Raw genomic sequence first — 21,510 nt, forward strand, 5'->3', positions numbered from 1 at the left:
GCGGGACTATGAATGACATTCTATTTGGCAACAATAATTCCAAAGTAATTACCAAGCTATCCAAACGCTATTTCAAGAAGAATAAGGTACGCAATCTGGCTGCACTGCTGGCAATTATCCTGACTGCTTTCCTGTTTACCTCTATCACTTCCCTGGCGTTCAATATGGCGTCCTCCATCCAACTCTCTCTGCAAATGCAGAAAGGCAGCAAGGCGGATGGCACTTTGGGGTATATGACGGAGAAACAGTACGAGCAGCTTGTAAACAGCGATTTTGTGGACCAGGCAGGACACCGGCGTATCATTGGCTATGCAAGCAACACTTCCAGCCATTCCATTGAAATCAATTATGAAGATAGTGTGCAGCAGGAACTGACCTTCTGTGTGCCTACCCACGGAGCTGCACCGGAGAAAGCGAATGAGATCGCCACTACGGATTTGGCGCTGAAGGCGCTGGGTGTAGAACCTGAGATCGGCGCAGAGGTTCCGTTAGAATTTGAACTGCGGGGGAAAACTTATCATTACGATATGGTGCTTTCCGGCTGGTGGGAAGCAAGCAATGACTCTGTGAGCGTTGCGACTGTTTCAGAGCAGTTTATAAAAGAAAATCCCGATGTGGTTCAGAACACTTATGCGGTAGACCATGTAATGTCCGGCGTTACTTTTTCCGATGTCGTGCTGAAGAATAAAGCAAATGTTCAGCAGCAGTTGAATGAGTTCGTTTACTCCATTGGCGGCAATCCAGAGGATATGGGCGCAGACAATTTCATTCTCGCCTCCGAAAATCAAATGTCCCAGGGATTGACTTCATCAGAGTCCATCGTGCCTGCTGTTGTATTTATCCTGATGTTTGTCGTGTGCGGATACCTGCTGATCTACAATATCTTTGATATTTCCGTGATGCAGGATGTTCGTCAATACGGTCTGCTGCGGACGATTGGAACTTCCACACGGCAGATCAAGAGCATTGTGAACCGTCAGGCGGTCTGGCTCACGCTGATCGGACTGCCTATTGGTCTGATTGCCGGTTTCTTTGCCGGTTGGGTGCTGCTTCCTATCGTGACAGAGATCATTAACCTTGAATACTCTATGGTGGGTACATCCGTATCGACCTCGCCCCTGATCTTTGTTATTGCCGCTCTCTTTACAATTTTGACCGTGCTTATCAGCACCCGGAAGCCTGCAAAAAAGGCGGCAAAGATTTCTCCTCTGGAGGCGATCCGCTACACCGAGCAGAACGCCTATAAAAAGAGCAGTGCCAAGCGTACCAATAGAGTAAAGCTGTCCCGCATGGCCTTTTCCAACCTGGGGCGCAATCGTCGGCGTTCAGCGTTTATCATTATTTCCCTGCTTCTGTGCATCGTCCTGTTTAACTCTATCATCATTGTGACGCAAAGCCTTGATGAAGAAAAGTGGGTAAACCGTGTTACCAGAACAGATTTTAATGTCTATAACTCCGCCGCATTTAATGTAATGGAGGGCGTTCAGCACCATGAAGATACGCTCTCACAACAGGCAGTGGATCTGATTGCCGGACAGCCCGGAGTTGAGGATGAACGCTATCTTTACCGAAATACAAAGGACGATAGAAATGTGCTGGTTGACTATGGGTTTGAAGATTTAAGCGGTATAGAGCTATTCCATGAGGAAGAAGGCGTTGTAAATCAAAGCTATCAGGGATATAGCCTGTACACAAGTTCTGATACCGAAAGGCGCTATTTTGGTAATGTGATGGGAGCCTCCGAGAATTTCTGGGCGGATATGCGTATTTTTGAAGGCGAAAAAGATGCCGAAACCTTAACGCAGAAAATGGCTACCGGAGAATATGTCATTATTGGTTGCCCCATCGACAAATTGACAGAGGAACCAAATAACACTCCGCTGACCGATCAGTTACAGGTCGGGGAGAGCATTTCCTTCTACAAGGATGGGGAACTGGTCAAAACCAGCACCATCCTTGCAAAAGCGATTCTCGTGGGAACAGAAACAGAAACGCCCACAGGCACTACCGCTCAGGCACACATCGCCGGTGATGCTCCTTTTGTATATCTGCCGGACACTGTATTCAAGGAAATCTATGACGCTCCCACGCTTCTGACTTATGGATTCAATGTGGAGGAAGCCTTGCAGCCGCAGATGGAAGAATTCTTGAGCAGCTATGTGAGCGAAAATACTTCGGTTGCCTATACTTCCACCAAGCTGTTGAAAGAGCAACTTGATTCGGTCCGCAGCATGATTCTGGTTATCGGCGGTTTGATTGGCTGCATCATGGCCTTTGCGGGACTGATCAACTTTACCAACATGATTATTACCAACATCATCACCCGCCGCCATGAGTTCGCTACCATGCAAAGCATCGGTATGACCGGCAAGCAGCTTCGCCGCCTGATGGTCTATGAGGGCATCTATTATGCCGCCGGCGCAGACATTATTGGCGGAGCAGCCGCAGCGGTCCTGGCAGTCACGGTGCTAAAGAGCGCATTAAATGGCCCCTCCATGTGGTTCTTTACCCTGAACATTACATTGGTTCCTGTTCTGGTCATTGGTGTGCTTTATCTGCTGCTGGCTGCGGTCATTCCGCTGATTGTTCTCCACTTCTTTAACAAGGGAACTGTGGTGGAACGGCTGAGGACTTCGGAGTAACGGCAGAGATTGCTACAATAAATAATCATAAACCTATTGAAAGCCGGGAGGAGGCATTTCCTCTCGGCTTTCCTCAAAAAAATTGAAATCTCACAGATTGGTGAGATTTCAGCTTGTTATTTTGTCGAAATGGCGTATGCCCGTGACATTTCTGTGAGGATTGCCTGTTAAAATAAAAGAAAAGTGAAAAAGTTGCCGCACGATGGCAAAAGAAAAAAAGCCATCGTACAGCGACTATATTGTTATGCACTTTGCAACGGTGGCTTTGAAAAAATCAGAGCCGCCGTTTCCTTTCGTCTATCTAAAATGAACGACGACCCTACACCCTGCAATCTGGTACGGCGGCACATAGGAGGATGCCGCCATGTCAATTTTCGTCATTCACAATAGCCATGAGTTACACCAGCTAAAAAAAGTCTTGCCCCTCCTCCGGGGGAGTATGACTATCTATCAGTATTATCGTTCCATCTAAATCAGCAGAATAGTAGGTATTTTTGTCGCGCCAATTTCCCATTACGGGGAGTTGGCGTTTTTTGCTTTCGATTTTTCGGGAAGGCGTCCGAAGTATGTCGCTGCCGATCCCCGCCTCCTTTCGATTCACTCGTCAACCGCCCGTGAATCGAAATGGAGGTACATAATGAAGAAAGTCAATCTTAGGGACTTATATCCCGATGTTTATAAAAACGATCATTTTGTAGAAGTAACAGAAGATGTGCTGGAGACGATCCGTGCCGCTGAGCGTGCAGAAGCTGCTTATGACCGGAGGATGTATCGCTATAAAGCGCATTACTCTCTGGACTGTGATAACGGCATTGAAAATGCGATCCTGATGAAGCCCCAGACGCCGGAAATGCTCCTGGAGGAAAAGCAGCTGCGGGAGCAGCTCTACGCCGCAGTGATGGCTCTGCCGGAGAAGCAGGCCAAGCGGATCTATGCTCGGTATTACCTGGGTATGCGTGTGAGCGAGATAGCAGTAGCGGAGGATGTAGACCCAAGCCGTGTCCGTGACAGCATCCGGCGTGGTCTGAAGCAGCTGGCAAAGTATTTTTGAAAAAGTTTCGTTTGGTGCGCTCGTTTTTTGCTCTTTTTGTCAGAGTTAATAAGAAGGACAAGTTTTCCCCCTTCAACAGCACTTTGACAATTTCATAGACAGCATAACAGGTACATAACCCGTGTACGAGCGAGTGTGGAACGCCGCGAAGATAGAGCAGTCAGGGAGGTGATGAACAAAGCTGCTTTGGAGCGATCTACGATTCCACAAAACGGATGGTGGCAGATTCGGCGCGAGGACTGCACGGGGGCTTAAAGATACTTCCTCACGGCCTCCTAAAGACTTGGGGGGAACCCTGCGGCGCACGAGTAAAACGACGCTGCGGAGTTATGACAACCGCGCCAGCGGAGACCTGCTATGTTCCCAGCGTTAGGGGGCGTGGCAAATATGACGAGTAATCCGAACAGAATAACAGTAGCCGCACCAGGTTTTTATCCGAAGATTTTTTTCAGACTGGTGCGGCTGTTTAAGTATTAAGATATTAAGGAGGCGAGAGTGATGTTTGAAAAATTCCATCGAGGTGACATATATTCGGCTGATTTAAGTCCTGGTATTGGCTCCGAACAAAGTGGCTCTCGTCCTGTACTCATTCTTCAAAACAATGTGGGAAATTGTTTCAGTCCTACGATTATTATTGCAGCAATTACCAGTGTAAGTAAAAAATGCAGAAAATTCCCCACGCATTACCACTTAAACGACAGATGCGGTTTGATGAAACCATCTGTTGTTATGCTGGAACAGATCAGAACAATCGACAAGTCGAGGTTAAAAAACTATATTGGTCATCTAAACAAGGATGACATGGAAAACATAAACAAGACGCTCTTGTGTAGTCTGGGGATTACATAAAAGTGCCGAAAGGCCGTATCATTTTCAGGCTGTGCAAGTAGAGTTATAATTTCGTTAGGAATTGCGGAGGTGATTCTGAATGGAGAATATCCAGAATAAAAGCGCATTGATTCCTTCAGATGAAATCCGGTCAGAAGAACTTCTGGCGGAACAAAAATTTGAAGCGTTTATCACTTCGCTGGCACATATTATCGAGAAATATGGTATGAGAGTGCTGGGCGAGGTTGACGGAGCTGCGTGAGAATCGCAGCTTTACATAGGATATTTTCCAAAAGTAAATTTTGGAGGTATGAATTATGAACCGATATGGAAAACGCTGTGTTTTGTATCCGAGGGTCAGCACAGAGATGCAAGTGGACGGATACAGCCTGGAAGGTCAAAAAAATATGCTGACACGATTTGCGGATCGTGAGGAAATGATCGTTGTTGATACTTATGAAGATGCCGGTAAATCCGGTAAATCCATTGAGGGACGACCTGCCTTTCAAAAAATGCTCAGAGATATTGAGGATGGCTTGGACATTGACTATATTTTAGTGTATAAGCTGTCACGGTTTGGCCGTAATGCAGCAGATATACTTAACTCTTTGGAGTTGGTTCAATCTTATGGTGTAAATCTGATTTGCATAGAAGAAGGGATTGATTCCTCTCAGACAAGCGGAAAACTTTTGATTTCTGTACTATCTGCTGTGGCTGAGATTGAGCGTGAGAATATTATCGAGCAGACGATGAACGGGCGGCGCGAAAAGGCACGGCAGGGTGGATGGAATGGTGGCTTTGCTCCCTACGGATATACACTGGAAGATAACAAGCTGATGATTGAAGAAACAGAGGCTGTGGCAATACGGAAGATTTTTGAATTATATACTTCATCGGAAATCGGTTTGGGTGGTATTGCGAATCAGTTGAACTTACAAGGTATACGGAAAATTCCGAGGCAGAATGGCACATTAGAGGATTGGACAGGACATTTTATTAAACTGATATTGGATAACCCGGTTTATTGCGGTAAAATTGCCTATGGACGGAGAACGAAGGAAAAAGTCAAAGGCACAAAAAACGATTACCAGATGAAAAGAAATGACGATTACATTCTGACAGAGGGACAGCATAAAGGAATCGTTAGTGAGGAGGTATGGGAAAAGGCTCATGCCAAGCGTCTTAGAACCGGAGTAAAGCAACCGTCAAAAATTGGGCGGGATCGAGTTCATTTGTTATCAGGTCTGCTGAAATGCCCGGTTTGTGGAAGTCCCATGTATACGAATAAACACGCATGGACAAATAAAGATGGCACTTACAAAGAAATTTACTATTATGTATGTAGTCGGAATAGGATGGTCCGGGGTAAGCATTGTGAATATAAGGCGATGCTGAAAAAGACCGATATTGAACCGATGGTCATTGAGGCAATTCGTGAGATCGTAAGGAATGAGGAATATGCCCAAGCCATTAAAAAACGGATTGGCGTTCAGATTGACACGAAAGCAGTGGATAAAGAACTGGAGGGCTATCAGGCAAAGCTGAAGGAAGTTGATCTGAATAAAACAAGATTGGAACGGGAAATTGACAGTCTCCCTGCTGATGCAAAATACCGGGAACGAAAGCTCCATGATATGACCTTGCGGTTAGATTCCCTATATGATGTCATTGTTGAGCTGGAGGAAAAAATCGAAGATGCCAGACTTCGGCGAGATGCAATTAAGCAGCAGGCAATTACTCTTGAGAATATTTACAAAATCATGGTGAATTTCGACTGCGTTTATAATATAATAAATGACGAAGAAAAGAGAAATGTGGTCACAGCCTTGATTAAGGAAATTGAAATTTACAGGAATGACGAGTCTGAATATCCGCTAAAGCGGATTGGTTTGAATTTTCCGGTGTTCAAGGATGGCGGGGAAGTTACGGAGCTTTTGTGGGACAAAGGGAATACCGTTGAGACTGTGGCACTGCTGAATAGAATATCTGAATAAGGCGGTGAAAAAATGTCTTTACCGAAGTATAATGAGCTATATCTTCCTTTTCTAACAGTAATACAAGATGGTGCTGTTTATTCTACAAGAGAAATTAAGGCCAAGCTGGCATCCTATCTTTGCCTTTCAGAAGATGATCTCTCACTTTTGCTTTCTAACAGTATGCAATCCGTCTGGTCGACAAGGGTCGGTTGGGCAAATACATACTTGAAAAAAGCAGGACTTGTGATCGCGCCGAAAAAGGGCCATTGTCAAATAACCGATGAGGGGAAGCGTTTGCTAGAAAGTGATGTTGATATTACAAATCACTATCTTCAGCAGCATTATCCCGCCTTTGAAGCGTTTGTAAAAGGAAAAAAGAGCGAAAATACCGATTCCGATGCAACAGTGCAGCGGGATGCTTCCGAAACACCGCAGGAAACATTTGAGCGAGTCTATTCCATCATCAATGAGCAGCTGGCAGATGAACTGCTTGCTGCTATTATGGATCAAACGCCAACATTCTTTGAAGCTCTTGTTGTAGATTTAATGAAAGCTATGGGATATGGCGACGGATTTGTTACAAAAACAAGTGGTGACGGCGGGATTGACGGCATTATTCACGAAGATAAGCTTGGGTTTAACTTGATTTATATTCAGGCAAAACGCTGGGCCACGGACACGACCATCGGAAAGCCGGAAATTCAGAAATTTGCCGGTGCGATGATGGGACCGCCAAAAGTGGATAAAGGGCTTTTTATTACGACTGCCAAGTTTTCTCAAGGTGCAAGAGATTTTGCGAACGCGCAACATATCATTCTTGTTGATGGTGAAAAGTTGACCGAACTCATGATTGAATATAATTTGGGTGTATCAGCGCAAAAAACATATCAAATCAAACGCATTGACAGCGATTACTTTCTGGACACTTAATAGATGCAAGAAAGCAGCATTTTTTGCAAAAAGTCTCTTGCAATGCACCAGATGTTGTGATATAGTAACTCCGTTATATTAGATGATTTCCCCTACCATGAAAGGATGAATACCATGACTACTTTGGAACTGATTCTGACGATTATCCAGCTGGTTTCCGGTCTCGCCGTGACCGTGATCGTGCTGATGCAGTCCGGCAAGAGCGCCGGCCTGTCCGGCGCCATTGCTGGCGGCGCGGAAACGTTCCTTTCCAAGGGCAAAGCCAAGACGCTCGATGCTAAGCTCGCCAAGGCGACGAAGTGGTTCGGCCTCGTCTTTGTTGTCCTGACGCTGGTGCTGACCGTCCTGATGCACAAGGGCGCGTAATTTCCGGCACAGAACACAAAAGCGCATCCCCCGGCATTGCTGGGGGATGCGCTTTTTCACTTTTTTGTTGGATTGCCCGGTATCAGTCCGGATACTCTGCGCGGCTGCCGCCGATGAGCTTCGGCCGCGTGCGGGCGGCATTGACCGGCGCTTCTCCGATCGTCTTGACCGACAGGCGCAGTGGTACAGCCACATGCTTGAGGTGCATGCCGATCATGGTATTGCCGATATCGAGGCCGGCATCGGCCTTCACAAATTCGACCGCGACGGGATCGTCCATCGCCTCATAGACCGCCGTTGCGAACGAGCCGCCGGCTTTCGGCCGCGGGCGGACGCAGACGATCTCGTATCCGAACCGCTCCGCGTCGGCGCGCTCCATGATCAGGGCGCGGTTGAGGTGCTCGCAGCACTGCGCCTCCAGGCAGAGGCCGCGCGCTTTCAGGATCGGCAGGATCTCATCGACCACGGCTTTTGCCGCCTCGGGCGTCGAACCCTTGCCGATCTTCTGCCCCATGATCTCGCTCGAGGAGCAGCCGATCACGACCTGCTGGCCGGGCGTGAGCGCGGCAACGTCCAGCAGTTCAAGCAGCGCAGCGCGGGCGGATTTGCGGATCTCTTCATACATGAATGGTCATCTCCAGACAGTTATTAAAAATTCTTATTTCCATTGTAGCACGGTACGGGGCATTTGACAATCCTCTGCAAGGCGTGTATCATGAACGTTGACCAAATTATTGTAACAGGAGGGAATTGCGTTTTGAAACGTTTCAATCGCATTTTTGCTTGTCTTCTCGCCGTGGCGCTGCTCGCCTGTGCCTGCTCCGGCTGCGGTAAAAAATCCGAGGAGCCGTCCGTCAACGGTGCCGACGCGAAAAACGAGCACTACTATGCCCCGCTGACCGGTGAACCGCTGAGCAGCAAACCCGCAAACACCCGGCCGTTTGCCGTCATGATCAACAACATCGTCTACGCGCAGCCGCAGGTCGGCATCAGCAACGCAGACATGATCTACGAGATCCCGGCCGAGGGCGGCATCACGCGCATGATGGCCATTTTCAGCCACCTGTACGATGTGGAGTCCGTCGGCAGCATCCGCAGCCTGCGCCCGTATTATCTGAGCGTCGCCCTGTCGTATGACGCCATTGTCATCCACGCCGGCGGCAGCGAGCAGGCCTACAGCGACGTCAAGACCTATAACGCCGACCATCTGGACGGCGTGCGCGACGGCAACACCAGCTCCATGTTCTACCGCGACGCCAGCCGCGGCCAGCACGGCTCGGAGCACACGCTGTTCTTCCACGGCGCGAACGTGGAAGCGCTCGTGGATCGGTACAAGTTCCGCACCGAGCATGAGAGCAGCTACAAGACCGGCCTGAACTTTGCCGACAATGCTGTCGACCAGTGCACCGGCGGCGCGGCCGAGAACGTGCAGGTGACGTTTAACACGTCCAAGAGCACGTCCTTCACCTACCACGCTGACAGCGGCAAGTACACGGCCGTGCAGTACAAGGCCGACTATAAGGACGGCGCGACCGGCGAAGCGGTCCCGTTTACCAATCTGCTCATCCTCTCGGCCGATATGAAAACGGTGGACAGCTACGGCCGCCTGGCCGTCGACCTCATCGGCAGCGGCACCGGCTACTTTGTGACCGGCGGCAAGTATGTGCCGATCAAGTGGGCACGCAGCGATATCAACAGCTGCTTTACTTACACGCTCGAGGACGGCACGGCGCTGAACCTCTCGCGCGGCACGACCTATGTCGGCGTGATCCCGACCAACGGCGGCAGCGCCAACTTCAGCTGAGAGCAAAATCAAACCATTTTGCAGCACTATGTGCGTGGGAAATCGCGCACATAGTGCTTTTTTCTTCCGCAGCAAGGTTGCCTGTTCTCTCAAATCTCTGCTATAATGGCTGTGCAGCCGGATGCAGCTGCAAGTGCACAGAAAGGAAGATCGCTATGACCTACAATTTTGATGAGATCATTGACCGCCGCCACACCAACGCGCTCAACACGGATGGCTTCCGCGGCTATATTTTTCACGCCGGGCCGGAAAAGGTATTTGCCTTCAAGGATGAAGAATTTGTCCGCATGTGGGTCGCTGACATGGAATTTGCCGTTGCGCCGGAGATCCTAGATGCGCTACGCGCGCGGATCGACCGCCGCATCTTCGGCTATACCGGCCTGTATGACGACGAATATTACCGCACGTTCTCCAAGTGGTGCCGCGATCACTATGACTGGAGCTTTCCCAAGGAGCAGCTGTGCGTCTCGCCGGGCATCATCCCGGCGCTCTACCAGCTGACGGAAACGCTTTGCGGCCCGGACGAAAAGGTGCTGCTCAACACGCCGGCCTACGGTTATTTCCTCCACGCGGCGGAGTATGCCAGCGTGGATGTGCTGACTTCCCCGCTGCACAAGAAGGCTGACGGCACATTCGAGGTGGATTATGAGGACTTCGAGCGCAAGTGCGCCGATCCCGCGTGCAAGCTAGTGTTCTGGTGCAATCCGCACAATCCCACCGGCCGTATGTGGACAGAGGAAGAACTGCACAGGGTCGCCGCGATCATCGAAAAGTATAACCTCTGGGTGGTGTCCGACGAGATCCACTGTGACCTGATCCGCTGCGGCCGCCGCCACATCCCGATGGCAAAGGTCATGGATCGCTATCCCAAGCTCATCACCTGCATGGCGCCTACCAAGACCTTTAACATGGCGGGGCTTGCGTTTTCCAATATCATCATCCGCGATCCGGCGCTGCGCGCCCGTTTTCAGGAGCGCGACAAGCTGTTCGGCATGGTCAACCCCATGTCGCTGACGGCGGCGCAGGCGGCCTATTCGCGCGGTGGAGCGTGGCATGAAGCACTAAAGCAGTATTTGGACGAAAACTTCGCATTCGTCAAGGCGTTTCTGTCCCAGGAGCTGCCGGAGGCGGTCATGTACATTCCGGAGGCGACGTATCTGGCGTGGGTCGATCTGTCGCGCTGCCTGCCGGACGTGGCGGACCTACCGGACTTCTTCGCCAACAAGGCGGGCGTTCTGCTCGAGGGCGGGGATTCTCTCTTCGTCGGCAACGCAAAAGGCTATGTGCGCCTGAATCTTGCGATGCCGCGCGCGATCATTCAGACCGGTCTGGAGCGGATGCGCGATGCGATCCGCGAAGAGCAGGCAAAGCATTAAAAACAAAGCAAAAAGCCCGATATGGCCAGCGCCATATCGGGCTTTTTCCCGTTTTTATTCCCACGTCTTCCACACATCCGGGCAATAGCCGACGGTGGCCTGCCGGCCGTTGCGGACGATGGGCGTCTGCAACAGGGACGGATCTTCGAGCAGCCGCTCGATCTTGTCCTGCTCATAGGCCAGGTGCTGCACAAGCGCGTAGTCCGCCGCCTTGGGATTGAGCATGGTATCCAGCCCGACAGCATTTTTCACGCTCGTCAGTTCGCCGCGGCTCATCCCATAGCGCAGCAGGTCAATGGCCTGGTACGGGATGCGGCGCTCCTTAAAATAGCGCTCGGCCTTTTTCGTGTCAAAGCATTTGGATTTGCCCCAGATCTGGATCTTCATGGCGCACTCCCCTGCTCAGACTTCAATGATCACGGGCAGCACCATGGGGCTGCGGCGCGTGGTCTTATACAGATAGCCGCTGATGTTCGACTTCACGCGGCCCTTGATGGTCGCCCAGTCGTGCTGTTTCTGCCGCTCGCAGCTGGCAAGGCTTTCATTCACGACACGCTTGAGCTCGCCCATGAGTGCCTCCGCCTCTTTGACATACACAAAGCCGCGGGTAATGATCTCAGGATCAGCGACCGGCTTGCCGTTTTCGGACGAGAGCGTGATGATGGCCATCACGATGCCGTCCTCGGCCAGATGACGGCGGTCGCGCAGCACGGCGCTGCCGACGTCACCGATGCCGGTGCCGTCGATATACACATCGCCCGCTGGGACATTGCTCGTCGCGCGCATACTGCGCTTGGTGATCTCGATCACTTCGCCGTTTTTAGCCACGAGCACGTTCTTCGGCTCCACGCCCATGAGTTTGCCGATCTCGGCATGCTTGCACAGCATCCGATACTCGCCGTGCACGGGGATAAAGTAACGCGGCTTCGTCAGCGCGAGCATCATCTTCAGCTCCTCCTGGCAGGCATGACCGGAGACGTGCAGCGGCGTGTTGCGGTCATAGATGACCTCCGCGCCCTTCTGAAACAGCTCGTCAATGACGCGGCTGATCGTGATCTCGTTGCCCGGAATGGCCGAGGCAGAGATGATGATGCGGTCGCCGGCGTCGATCGTGACCTGTTTGTGCTCGGAAAACGCCATACGGTGCAGCGCAGACATCGGCTCACCCTGGCTGCCGGTGCAGACGATAACGGTCTTGCTGCGCGGCAGGCTGCCGATCTGCGACATGTCCATCATGACGCCGTCCGGAATGTCCACATAGCCGAGCTCCGTCGCAACGCGCATGATGTTTTCCATGCTGCGGCCGGTGATGCCGACCTTGCGCTTATACTTTGCCGCCACGTTGATAATCTGCTGCAGGCGATGGACATTGGACGCAAACGTCGTGACGATGATGCGCTTGTTACAGTCCTTAAAGAGCTCATCAAAGCAGTCGATCACGCGCGCTTCCGAGGCGCAGTAGCCGGGACGCTCCACGTTCGTGGAGTCCGACAGCAGCGCGAGCACGCCCTCGTTGCCGAGCTGGCCGAGACGCGGCAGGTCGATCATGCCGCCCTGAATGGGCGTGAGGTCGATCTTGAAGTCACCCGTGTGGATGACGGTGCCGATCGGCGTTTTGATCGCCAGCGCAACGGAATCGGCAATGCTGTGGTTCGTATGGATGAACTCCACCTCGAAGCAGCCGAGCTTAAACTTATCGCCCGGCTTTTTCGTGAAGATCTGCGTATGGTAAAGCAGGTCATGCTCTTCGAGCTTGAGCTCAATGATCGCCGCCGTCAGAGGCGTTGCATAGATCGGCATGTCAAGCTGCTTGAGCACATACGGGATCGCGCCAATGTGGTCCTCGTGTCCGTGCGTGATGACCATGCCGCGGATGCGGTTTTTGTTGGCCTTCAGGTAGCTGATGTCCGGGATGACCATGTCAACGCCGTAGAGGTCCTGATCCGGAAAGCCCATGCCGCAGTCGACAAGGAACATATCCTTGCCATACTCGTAAACGGTGAGGTTCTTGCCGATCTCACCGAGCCCGCCGAGCGGGATGATTTTCAATTTGGATGCCATTCGTATCTCCTTTACGTTCGCTTTCGGGCAGACTGCTCCCCCGGAAGCTGGTTGATTTTTCGAAAAATATGTACGAAATGCATTGCCCGCGGCGGCGGATAACCAGAGTATTCCCAGAAATCCGAGCCGTCAAACCTGTTACATTTCCATTCGGCCGGCCAGCGCCCGCAGGAGCGTGGCATCGTCCGCATATTCCAGATTGGAGCCGACCGGAATGCCGTAAGCCAGACGTGTGATCTTCACGTCAAACGGCTTGAGCAGGCGCGCGATGTACATCGCAGTCGCCTCACCTTCCGTGTCGGGGTTGGTGGCCATGATGACCTCCGTGATCCCGCCGGCAGCCACACGCTTGACCAGCTCCTGGATCCGGATATCGTCCGGGCCAATGTGATTCATCGGCGACAGCACGCCGTGCAGGACGTGATAGACGCCGTTATACTCGCGGCTACGCTCAAACGAGAGCACATCGCGCGGCTGTGCCACGACGCAGATGGTGCTCTGGTCGCGCTTCGGAGAGGCGCAGATGGTGCACGTCTCCTGATCGGTGAGATTCTGGCAGATGCTGCAGCAGTGGATGTTTTTCTTGGCGTCCACAATGGCCGCGGCAAACTTCAGCGCCTCCTCTTCCGGGAGGGACAGAACATGAAACGCCAGCCGCTGCGCGCTCTTGCGCCCGACACCGGGCAGCGCGGCGAACTGGTCGATGAGGTTTTCAAGTGCATTCGGAAAAAATGACATGGGAATACCGTCCTGAATCAAGCATTGCGGATGGCGGCGATGGCGGCCGCGCGGTCACACCGGCGAAACACGGCACTGCCGGCCACAAGCACGTTGGCGCCTGCTTGCTTTACGAGCGGGGATGTCTCCGGGTCGATGCCGCCGTCCACCTCCAGCTCGCACGCAGGATTGACCTGCAGGATGCGCTCGTGCAGCGCTGCGATCTTCGGCAGCTGATCGGCCATGAAGCGCTGTCCGCCGAAGCCGGGCTCCACCGTCATGACCAGCGCCAGATCCAGCAGCGGCAGATACGGAATGAGCACGCTCTCCGGCGTCTTCGGCTTAATGGCAAGGCCGACCTTTTTGCCGTGCGCCTTCACATCCTCGATCGCGGCGAAAATGTCCTGCGGCTCGTCCGCCTCGACATGGAACACGACCAGGTCCGCACCGGCATCGCAAAACGCGCCGACATAGCGATGCGGCCGGTCGATCATGAGATGCACATCCAGAAACATCTGCGTATACCTACGCACGGACTTCACGACCGGAATGCCGATCGAGATATTCGGCACAAAAATGCCGTCCATCACGTCAATGTGGACATAGTCCGCACCGCCGGCCTCAATCTGGCGAATGTCCTCGCCAAGCGTGCAGAAGTCCGCCGAGAGAATGGAAGGTGCAAGTTTTGTCATGGATGCCACTCCGATCTATGGATATCCGGCAAGCCGGACACGATCCGCATTTCTATAACTAAGTTATTATACACCTGTTACGGTTATCCTGCAAGTACCGTCGGCAAAAAATCGCGGCTTGACGAACGCCGCCGCCTGCGCTATCATGTGCTTCAGATACTTCAAAGAATAGGAGTGAAGCACATGTCTATCGAAGCAGGAAGAGCGTATTTCCGGCAGTTTGGTATGGAGGACCGTGTGCAGGAGTTCACGGTCTCGAGTGCGACCGTTGATCTGGCGGCAAAGGCTCTTGGTGTTGAGGGTGCGCGGATCGCAAAAACGCTGTCGTTCAAAACGGCGGACGGCTGCATGTTGATCCTCGCCGCCGGCGATGCGCGCATTGATAACCATAAATTCAAGGAAAAATTCCACATGAAGGCCAAGATGCTCTCGGCCGACGAGGTGCTGGAGCTGGTGGGCCATCCGGTCGGCGGCGTGTGCCCGTTCGGCTGCAAGGAAGGCATCCCGGTGTATCTGGACGTGTCGCTGCAGCGGTTTGAGACGGTGTTCCCCGCCGTCGGCAGCCCGTCGAGCGCGATCGAGCTGAATCTGGACGAGCTCTACAAATATTCCAACGCCCTTGAGTGGATCGACGTCTGCAAGCTCCCGGCCCCGGCCGAGGCGTGAGCCAAGCGCAAAAAAGCCTGACGAACCATCGTTCGCCAGGCTTTTTTATTTGCGATTCGCAGAAGATCACGCCAACAGCTTGGTCATGCTCTTGAGGCTGATGACCAGCGTGGAGGCGTTGTGCAGCAGCGCAGAGGTCGCAGGCGGCAGAACACCGGCCACACCCAGGCAGATCAGCAGGAAGTTGAAGCTGATGATCTTGCGGTAGTTGCTGTGAATGCGCTCCATGAGTGCGTCACTCAGGCGTTTGAGCGTCAGCAGGGCGTACAGATCATCGGCGCCGACTGTAATATCGGCCACTTCGCGTGCGATGGCCGCGCCGTCACTGATGGCGACGCCGGCATCGGCCTCGGAGAGCGCCGGGGAATCGTTCACCCCGTCGCCAAGCATAATGACCTTGCGTCCGGCCGCGTGCTCCGCCTGAATAAAGGCGGCCTTGTCCTCGGGAAGGACTTCGGCGAAATAGGCATCCACACCGACCGCTTCCGCGACCGCGCGGGCGGTCTTTTCATTGTCGCCGGTCATCATGACCAGCTTGGTCACGCCGAGCTCCCGCAGGCCACGGATGACATCGGCCGCTTCCGGCCGCAGCGGGTCTTCGATGCAGATAACCGCTGCCAGCACACCTGAAACAGCAAGATACAGGTGCGAATACGTATCCGGAAGAGCATCGAATTTGGCCTGCTCCCCTGCCGGGATGACGCAGTGCTCATCCTCAAAGACAAAGTGGTGGCTGCCGATGACGACCTTCTGTCCGTCGACGCTGCTGGAAATGCCGTGCGCGACCAGATACTCCACGCACGAATGACGCTCCTCGTGGCGCAGACCGCGGCGCGCCGCCTCCGCGACGACCGCTTTGGCCATGGAGTGCGGATAATGCTCCTCCAGGCAGGCAGCCAGACGCAGCATGTCCGCCTCATCATTGCCGCCGAAGGTCACGATCTGTGCAACTTTCGGCTCGGCGCGCGTGAGCGTGCCGGTCTTATCGAAGACGATCGTGCTCGCATCGGACACGGCCTCAAGGAACCGCCCGCCCTTGACGGACAGGTGATAGTCACTGGCCTCCTTCATGGCAGAGAGCACCGCGATCGGCATCGAGAGCTTGAGCGCGCAGGAGAAATCGACCATCAGCACGGCCAGCGCCTTGGTCATGTTCCCGGTCAGGAGCCAGACCAGCGCCGTTGCACCCAGACTGTACGGAACGAGCTGATCGGCAAGGTGCGATGCGTGATCCTCCGTTGCGGACTTGAGCTTTTCCGACTCCTCGATCATGCGGATGATACGGTCGTAGCGGCCGCTGCCGGCGCTCTTTTCCACGCAGATGGTGCAGTCGCCCTCTTCGACGACGGTACCGGCGTAGACATAGCCGCCCTCCGCTTTGCGGACGGCCAGCGGCTCGCCCGTGATGGAAGCCTGATTGACCATCGCCTCGCCGGAAACGACCTTGCCGTCAAGCGGGATCACGTTGCCGGTATGGATCACGATCCGGTCGCCGACCTGAACGTCTGCCACCGGCACAAGTACGGAGCCGGCGTCTGTCTCTTTCCAGACCTTGTCCACATTCAGGGACATGGTCTGTGCGAGATCGGCAACGGACTTCTTGTGCGTCCACTCGTCGAGAATGTCGCCAATGCCCAGCAGGAACATGATCGAGCTTGCCGTCTTGAAGTCCTTGCGCAGCATCGAAACGGTGATCGCCGTTGCGTCCAGCACCGGCACCTGGATCTTCCTGTGCATCAGGCACGTCATACCGGCCTTGATATACGGCACGGAACGCGCGACCGTGATCAGCGTGCGCACCGAGCTCGGAACGAACAGCTGCTTGATGCCGCGCCAGCACAGCGATGCGACAAGCTTGTCCTCAAAATCACGATTCAGGGCGCGGCTGCTGTGCTCCGGCGCGAGCGCCTGCTCCTTGGCATAGGCAAAGGACGAGAGCGCCTTTGTAACCGTTTCCCGCGGCCCGTCGTAGCAGATCACGGCGTCGCCGGTGCGGTCATAGACTGTCGCTTTTGTGACGCCGGAGACCCGATTCAGGTATGCCTCCAGAATGTCCGCCTGCTGCAGCGACATGGCACCCTGCATTGTATGCACGCGCATACGGCCCCGGGTTTCATGCAGGATTGTGCATTTCATACTTACTCAGCCTTCTCCGCCGTATCCTCAATGACCTCGGCCTGTTCGGCCGCGCGCTTTTCATTGAACGCCTTGGCACCGGCCAGAACGTCACCCGCGATCTCCTTGACGTTCGTTACAACCGCCATGACATCATCCTTTTCGCGCAGGGCCGCTGCCGTCGTATAAACGTATACCTTCTGGGCATCTTTACTTGCAAGAATCTTTGCCCCGACTGTTGCAAACAGCGCGCCGCCAACAAATGCTCCCAATTTTTCCATGCTCATAACGATTTACCTCCATGTAATTTGATCCGCAGAATTGCGGTCTGGTTAGCTTGCTCGAATTTCTGTTAGATGCAGCTAACTTTCAATTTCAAGTTATACCACTCTAACCTGCTTTTTTCAAGTGTTCGGATAAAAATTTACACATTTCGGCAACGTTAACAAAAGTGCCCCGCCAGAAACGGCGGGGCACGATCAATCTGTCGGATATTTGGTTACTTCAGCAGCATCTTACGGAAATTCTTCTTGCCGCGTTTGAGCACAACGCCGTCCCTCAGCTCTGCCTCGGTAAAGGTCTTGGCAATATCGGTGACCTTGCTGTCGTTAGCAGTCACGCCGCCCTGCTGCACATTGCGGCGCGCATCGGACTTAGATGCACACAGACCGCTCTTGACGAGCAGGCTGAGGATGTCATTGCCGTCTTCTTTCGTGATCTCCACCGTCGGCACGCCCTCGCCGGAGCCGCCGAACACTGCCTTGGCAGCTGCCTGCGCCTGATCGGCCTCCGCCTCGCCGTGTACCATCTTCGTGAGCTCGTAGGCAAGGATCTCCTTGGCTTTGTTGAGCTGCTCACCCTGCCAGCTGTCCATCTTGTCGATCTCCTCGAGCGGCAGGAATGTCAGCATACGGATGCACTTGAGCACATCGGCATCGTCAACGTTGCGCCAGTACTGGTAGAACTCAAAGGGCGTGGTCTTATTCGGGTCGAGCCAGACGGCGCCCTTGGCGGTCTTGCCCATCTTTTTGCCCTCGGAATTGAGCAGGAGCGTAATCGTCATAGCGTGTGCATCTTTGCCGAGCTTACGACGGATGAGCTCCGTGCCGCCGAGCATGTTCGACCACTGGTCGTTGCCGCCGAACTGCATGTTGCAGCCGTAGTGCTGGAACATATAGTAGAAGTCGTAGCTCTGCATGATCATGTAGTTGAACTCCAGGAAGCTCAGGCCCTTTTCCATGCGCTGCTTGTAGCACTCAGCACGCAGCATGTTGTTCACAGAGAAGCATGCTCCGACCTCGCGCAGGAGCTCAATGTAGTTGAGCGGCTTGAGCCACTCGGAATTGTAGAGCATGAGCGCCTTGCCGTCCGAGAAGTCGATGAAGCGCTCCATCTGACGCTTGAAGCACTCGGCATTGTGTTTGATGGTCTCCTCAGTAAGCATCTGGCGCATATCGGTGCGGCCGGAGGGGTCGCCGATGAGCGTCGTACCGTCGCCGATGAGGGCGATGGGCTTATTCCCGGCCATCTGCAGACGCTTCATCAGGCACAGCGCCATGAAGTGACCGACATGCAGCGAGTCCGCCGTGCAGTCAAAGCCAATGTAGAACGTGGCTTTGCCGTTGTTGATCATGTTTTTAATCTCTTCCTCGTTGGTCACCTGCGCGATCAGGCCGCGGGCGATCAGTTCATCATACAGTGTCATCGTTTTCTCTCCTTGCGCGTTATTCTTTCACTTTGTTCTCTGCGAGGATCTCCTCGGCGCGCTGTGCGCCCCAAGCAATCATATGGGCGCAGTGGCCCTTGCCACCGTTTTTCGCCACGAGCTCCTGGCAGCGCAGGCAGCCAAACTCGGCGCGGAAGCTCTGCGTCATCTGCTTGGTCATGGCCGTGGCAGTCGCCTGATCGGCCGCAAGGCCGAACGCCATCACGGCGCCGGTGATACTGCCGCAGATCTCACCGCAGCGCACACCGCCGCCGAAGCCGGCCGCGACACGCTTTGCCGTGCTTTCGTCCAGGCCGGTCTCTTCCTGCAGCGCTGCGAGCACGCTCTGCGCGCAGTTAAAGCCGTTGTCGTGATAAGCAATGGCGGATTCCTGAATACTCATGGTTCTCTCTCACCTTTCTTAAGCGATTGTTTATAGGCATCGGCGGAAGCGAGCTGCTCTGCCGCGCTGGCCAGTGTCAGCGGTGTGATGTGATCGCCTCCGTAGAGCCGCGCGATCTCGCGCTGGCGGCCGTCACTGTCGAGCAGCTGCACCGTCGTGCGGGTACGTCCGTCCTGCTCGCGTTTTTCGATCAGGTAATGCTGATCGGCCATAGCCGCGATCTGCGGCAGATGCGTGATGCAGATGACCTGCTTGACCATAGAGAGCTTACCGAGCTTTTCACCGACACGCTGAGCGGCCACGCCGGAAACACCGGCATCCACCTCGTCAAAGACCATGGAGGGCACGTCATCGCGTTCAGCGAACACGTTTTTGAGCGCCAGCATGATGCGCGAGAGCTCACCGCCGGAAGCGATCTTACTGATGCGCCCAAGCGCCTCTCCGGCATTTGCCGAGATCAAAAAACGCACATTGTCCGCGCCTGTACTCTGAAATCCGGGCGTACCGCCGAGCGGTGTGATCTCCACGTGAAAGCGCACGGACGGCATGGACAGCTCGCGCAGTTCACGCTCGACCTGCCGCTCGAGCGCGGCGGCGGCAGTCCGGCGCGCCTGCGTCAGTTCCGCCGCCGCTGCGCGCGTCTGCTCCGCCTGCTTTTGGATCATCGATTCGAGCTTCTGCAGCCGGTCGCCTGCGTATTCGATCTGGTCGAGCCGGGTCCGGGCCGCTTCAAGCGTGTCGATCAGCCCCGCCTCATCCGTATTGTATTTCCGCTCCAGACGCCGGAGCAGCGACAGGCGCGTTTCGATGCGGTCAAATTCCTCGTCGGAAAAATCCAGCCCGTCGCGGAAGTCGCGCAGCGTCTCCGCCGCGTCCTGCAGCGTGAAGACCGCGCCCTTGACGGCCTCCGGCAAAGGCGCGAGCTCGCCCGCGTAGTTGGCGGCCCGCTCGATCTCCGACAGGGCTTCTCCGGCCAGCGCAGCGGCGGAATCGTCGCGGCCGGCCAGCAGGTCATACGCCTGATCGACCGCTTCCGAGAGCTTTTCAAAGTTGCGCAGCAGGTCGCTGCGCTCCGTGAGCTCCGCCTCTTCCCCGGCCTTGAGCTCCGCGCGCTCCAGCTCTTCGATCTGGCGGCGGAGGCTTTCGGTCAGCAGTTCTTTTTCATTTTCATAAGTCGAGAGCGTGTCACGCTCCTTGCACAGCGCCTGATAGGCCTGGTACTGCTCGCGATAGCGCGCGAGCTCCGGGTCTAACTGGCCAAATCGGTCCAGATTGCGCAGGTGCTCCCGCTCATCGAGCAGGTGCTGCCCGTCGTTCTGGCCGTGGATATCGAGCAGCAGCGCGCCCAGTGTGCGCAGCTGCGCCGTTGTGACCGGGACGCCGCAGACGCGGCAGGACGTCTTGCCCTCGGCCGTGATCTGGCGGCGGATGATGAGCTCATCGTCGCACTCGATCTCGTTTTCCTCGCACCAGTCCCGGCACGGGTCAGGATCGAACGTCGCGCAGACGACCGCCTTTTCGGCGCCGGTGCGCACGAGCTCGCGCGAGGCGCGCGCGCCGAGGATCGCGTGCATGGCGTCCACAAGGATGGATTTGCCCGCGCCCGTCTCGCCGGTCAGGATGTTCAGGCCGGGGCCGAGCTCCAGATCCGCCCGCTCGATGACCGCGACGTTTTCAATATGCAGTTCTCGCAGCAAAGCGCTTCACCTCCTGCGGTGTCCTCAAAGCAGCTTTTCGATCTCGTGGAAAAACTCATCGGCGGACGTATTGTCCTTCATGAGCAGAAATGCCGTGTCGTCGCCCGCAAGCGTGCCGACGAGCGTGTCGATGCGCATACTGTCGAGCGCGGAGCATGCAGCCGAGGCGAGGCCCGGCAGCGTCTTGATGACGATGATGTTCTGCGCCTCGGCATACGACGTCACACATTCCCGGAAAATTTTCTTCAGGCGCTCATCGTAGCCGGGAAATTCGTCCGCCGCCGGTGCGGCGTAACGGTATTTCCCGCTCGGCGCGAGCGTCTTCGTCAGGTGCAGCTCCTTAATGTCGCGCGACAGCGTCGCCTGCGTGCTCGGAACGCCGCGCTGCGCCAGCACATCCATGAGCTGGTTTTGCGTCTCGATCTCCTGCTCTGCAATGATCTGCAAAATGATGTTTTGTCGGGTGGATTTCACGTCGTCC

Annotated in this window: 21 protein-coding genes; 10 read left to right on the forward strand and 11 right to left on the reverse strand. The window is 54.6% G+C overall.

Going from position 1 to position 21,510, the window contains the following annotated elements; all coding sequences use genetic code 11:
• Positions 1-8 precede the first annotated feature (8 nt).
• The 7 genes from OGM61_07720 to secG all read left to right on the forward strand — a co-directional run bounded on the left by OGM61_07720 (position 9) and on the right by secG (position 7,793).
• The gene (locus OGM61_07720; protein UYI83742.1) at positions 9-2,642 is read left to right on the forward strand and encodes an FtsX-like permease family protein; all 2,634 of its coding nucleotides are present in this window, start codon (positions 9-11) and stop codon (positions 2,640-2,642) included.
• Positions 2,643-3,279: 637 nt separating this feature from the next.
• On the forward strand, positions 3,280-3,693 hold the full coding sequence (locus OGM61_07725; protein UYI83743.1) for a sigma-70 family RNA polymerase sigma factor: 414 nt from the start codon (positions 3,280-3,282) through the stop codon (positions 3,691-3,693).
• A gap of 498 nt (positions 3,694-4,191) precedes the next feature.
• Positions 4,192-4,542 carry a type II toxin-antitoxin system PemK/MazF family toxin gene (locus OGM61_07730; protein UYI83744.1) on the forward strand — a complete coding sequence of 117 codons (351 nt, stop codon included), beginning with the start codon at positions 4,192-4,194 and terminating at the stop codon, positions 4,540-4,542.
• 79 nt (positions 4,543-4,621) lie between these two features.
• Positions 4,622-4,783, forward strand: a complete 162-nt coding sequence (locus tag OGM61_07735; GenBank protein UYI83745.1) for a hypothetical protein — start codon at positions 4,622-4,624, stop codon at positions 4,781-4,783.
• Positions 4,784-4,838: 55 nt separating this feature from the next.
• Positions 4,839-6,515, forward strand: coding sequence for a recombinase family protein (locus OGM61_07740; protein UYI83746.1), 1,677 nt, complete (start codon positions 4,839-4,841; stop codon positions 6,513-6,515).
• Between the two features lie 12 nt (positions 6,516-6,527).
• Positions 6,528-7,427 (forward strand): restriction endonuclease, encoded by a 900-nt coding sequence (locus OGM61_07745; GenBank protein UYI83747.1) that lies wholly within the window; start codon positions 6,528-6,530, stop codon positions 7,425-7,427.
• A gap of 114 nt (positions 7,428-7,541) precedes the next feature.
• A complete protein-coding gene (gene secG / locus OGM61_07750) occupies positions 7,542-7,793 on the forward strand; it encodes a preprotein translocase subunit SecG (GenBank protein UYI83748.1) in 252 nt (83 codons plus the stop codon).
• An 82-nt stretch (positions 7,794-7,875) separates the two neighbouring features.
• Here secG and OGM61_07755 read toward each other — a convergent pair whose 3' ends face one another.
• Complete coding sequence (locus tag OGM61_07755) at positions 7,876-8,418, reverse strand: TIGR01440 family protein (protein UYI83749.1); 543 nt, start codon at positions 8,416-8,418, stop codon at positions 7,876-7,878.
• Between the two features lie 132 nt (positions 8,419-8,550).
• Between OGM61_07755 and OGM61_07760 the strand changes: the two genes are divergently transcribed.
• Together OGM61_07760 and OGM61_07765 are read left to right on the forward strand one after the other, a co-directional pair.
• Entirely contained in the window at positions 8,551-9,597 is a 1,047-nt protein-coding gene (locus tag OGM61_07760; protein UYI83750.1) for a DUF3048 domain-containing protein, read from the forward strand.
• Between the two features lie 155 nt (positions 9,598-9,752).
• Positions 9,753-10,973: a PatB family C-S lyase gene (locus tag OGM61_07765; GenBank protein UYI83751.1), complete on the forward strand. Its 1,221-nt coding sequence runs from the start codon at positions 9,753-9,755 to the stop codon at positions 10,971-10,973.
• A gap of 54 nt (positions 10,974-11,027) precedes the next feature.
• Here OGM61_07765 and OGM61_07770 read toward each other — a convergent pair whose 3' ends face one another.
• From OGM61_07770 to rpe, 4 genes are all read right to left on the reverse strand, one after another.
• Positions 11,028-11,360, reverse strand: a complete 333-nt coding sequence (locus OGM61_07770) for an ArsC family transcriptional regulator (protein ID UYI83752.1) — start codon at positions 11,358-11,360, stop codon at positions 11,028-11,030.
• A gap of 15 nt (positions 11,361-11,375) precedes the next feature.
• Positions 11,376-13,034 (reverse strand): ribonuclease J, encoded by a 1,659-nt coding sequence (locus OGM61_07775; GenBank protein ID UYI83753.1) that lies wholly within the window; start codon positions 13,032-13,034, stop codon positions 11,376-11,378.
• 138 nt (positions 13,035-13,172) lie between these two features.
• Positions 13,173-13,772, reverse strand: coding sequence for a recombination mediator RecR (recR, locus tag OGM61_07780; GenBank protein ID UYI83754.1), 600 nt, complete (start codon positions 13,770-13,772; stop codon positions 13,173-13,175).
• Between the two features lie 17 nt (positions 13,773-13,789).
• On the reverse strand, positions 13,790-14,443 hold the full coding sequence (gene rpe, locus OGM61_07785; protein UYI83755.1) for a ribulose-phosphate 3-epimerase: 654 nt from the start codon (positions 14,441-14,443) through the stop codon (positions 13,790-13,792).
• 183 nt (positions 14,444-14,626) lie between these two features.
• Here rpe and OGM61_07790 point away from each other — a divergent pair, with 183 nt between their 5' ends.
• Entirely contained in the window at positions 14,627-15,109 is a 483-nt protein-coding gene (locus OGM61_07790) for a YbaK/EbsC family protein (protein UYI83756.1), read from the forward strand.
• 66 nt (positions 15,110-15,175) lie between these two features.
• Here the strand turns inward: OGM61_07790 and OGM61_07795 are convergent, their stop codons facing one another.
• The 6 genes from OGM61_07795 to OGM61_07820 form a co-directional block, all read right to left on the reverse strand.
• Positions 15,176-17,245, reverse strand: coding sequence for a heavy metal translocating P-type ATPase (locus tag OGM61_07795; GenBank protein ID UYI83757.1), 2,070 nt, complete (start codon positions 17,243-17,245; stop codon positions 15,176-15,178).
• Positions 17,246-17,247: 2 nt separating this feature from the next.
• Positions 17,248-17,511, reverse strand: a complete 264-nt coding sequence (locus tag OGM61_07800; GenBank protein UYI83758.1) for a DUF6110 family protein — start codon at positions 17,509-17,511, stop codon at positions 17,248-17,250.
• A 212-nt stretch (positions 17,512-17,723) separates the two neighbouring features.
• The gene (gene tyrS, locus OGM61_07805) at positions 17,724-18,929 is read right to left on the reverse strand and encodes a tyrosine--tRNA ligase (protein UYI83759.1); all 1,206 of its coding nucleotides are present in this window, start codon (positions 18,927-18,929) and stop codon (positions 17,724-17,726) included.
• A 19-nt stretch (positions 18,930-18,948) separates the two neighbouring features.
• Positions 18,949-19,332, reverse strand: a complete 384-nt coding sequence (locus OGM61_07810; GenBank protein ID UYI83760.1) for a C-GCAxxG-C-C family protein — start codon at positions 19,330-19,332, stop codon at positions 18,949-18,951.
• On the reverse strand, positions 19,329-21,029 hold the full coding sequence (recN, locus tag OGM61_07815; GenBank protein ID UYI83761.1) for a DNA repair protein RecN: 1,701 nt from the start codon (positions 21,027-21,029) through the stop codon (positions 19,329-19,331). Before recN ends, OGM61_07810 begins: the two co-directional genes overlap by 4 nt.
• A 24-nt stretch (positions 21,030-21,053) precedes the next feature.
• A complete protein-coding gene (locus tag OGM61_07820) occupies positions 21,054-21,503 on the reverse strand; it encodes an arginine repressor (GenBank protein ID UYI83762.1) in 450 nt (149 codons plus the stop codon).
• Between the last annotated feature and the right edge of the window lie 7 nt (positions 21,504-21,510).

The sequence above is a fragment of the Clostridiales bacterium genome, from assembly GCA_025757645.1.
In the GTDB taxonomy this organism is placed as follows: Bacteria; Bacillota; Clostridia; order Oscillospirales; family Oscillospiraceae; genus CAG-103.

Coding starts and splice junctions, on each gene's coding strand:
- OGM61_07720 (UYI83742.1), top strand. CDS start 9: ATGAATGACATTCTATTTGGCAACAATAATTCCAAAGTAATTACCAAG.
- OGM61_07745 (UYI83747.1), top strand. CDS start 6,528: ATGTCTTTACCGAAGTATAATGAGCTATATCTTCCTTTTCTAACAGTA.
- OGM61_07765 (UYI83751.1), top strand. CDS start 9,753: ATGACCTACAATTTTGATGAGATCATTGACCGCCGCCACACCAACGCG.
- OGM61_07800 (UYI83758.1), bottom strand. CDS start 17,511: ATGAGCATGGAAAAATTGGGAGCATTTGTTGGCGGCGCGCTGTTTGCA.
- OGM61_07810 (UYI83760.1), bottom strand. CDS start 19,332: ATGAGTATTCAGGAATCCGCCATTGCTTATCACGACAACGGCTTTAAC.
- secG (UYI83748.1), top strand. CDS start 7,542: ATGACTACTTTGGAACTGATTCTGACGATTATCCAGCTGGTTTCCGGT.
- OGM61_07740 (UYI83746.1), top strand. CDS start 4,839: ATGAACCGATATGGAAAACGCTGTGTTTTGTATCCGAGGGTCAGCACA.
- OGM61_07795 (UYI83757.1), bottom strand. CDS start 17,245: ATGAAATGCACAATCCTGCATGAAACCCGGGGCCGTATGCGCGTGCAT.
- OGM61_07790 (UYI83756.1), top strand. CDS start 14,627: ATGTCTATCGAAGCAGGAAGAGCGTATTTCCGGCAGTTTGGTATGGAG.
- tyrS (UYI83759.1), bottom strand. CDS start 18,929: ATGACACTGTATGATGAACTGATCGCCCGCGGCCTGATCGCGCAGGTG.
- OGM61_07775 (UYI83753.1), bottom strand. CDS start 13,034: ATGGCATCCAAATTGAAAATCATCCCGCTCGGCGGGCTCGGTGAGATC.
- OGM61_07755 (UYI83749.1), bottom strand. CDS start 8,418: ATGTATGAAGAGATCCGCAAATCCGCCCGCGCTGCGCTGCTTGAACTG.
- recR (UYI83754.1), bottom strand. CDS start 13,772: ATGTCATTTTTTCCGAATGCACTTGAAAACCTCATCGACCAGTTCGCC.
- OGM61_07770 (UYI83752.1), bottom strand. CDS start 11,360: ATGAAGATCCAGATCTGGGGCAAATCCAAATGCTTTGACACGAAAAAG.
- rpe (UYI83755.1), bottom strand. CDS start 14,443: ATGACAAAACTTGCACCTTCCATTCTCTCGGCGGACTTCTGCACGCTT.
- OGM61_07730 (UYI83744.1), top strand. CDS start 4,192: ATGTTTGAAAAATTCCATCGAGGTGACATATATTCGGCTGATTTAAGT.
- OGM61_07725 (UYI83743.1), top strand. CDS start 3,280: ATGAAGAAAGTCAATCTTAGGGACTTATATCCCGATGTTTATAAAAAC.
- OGM61_07735 (UYI83745.1), top strand. CDS start 4,622: ATGGAGAATATCCAGAATAAAAGCGCATTGATTCCTTCAGATGAAATC.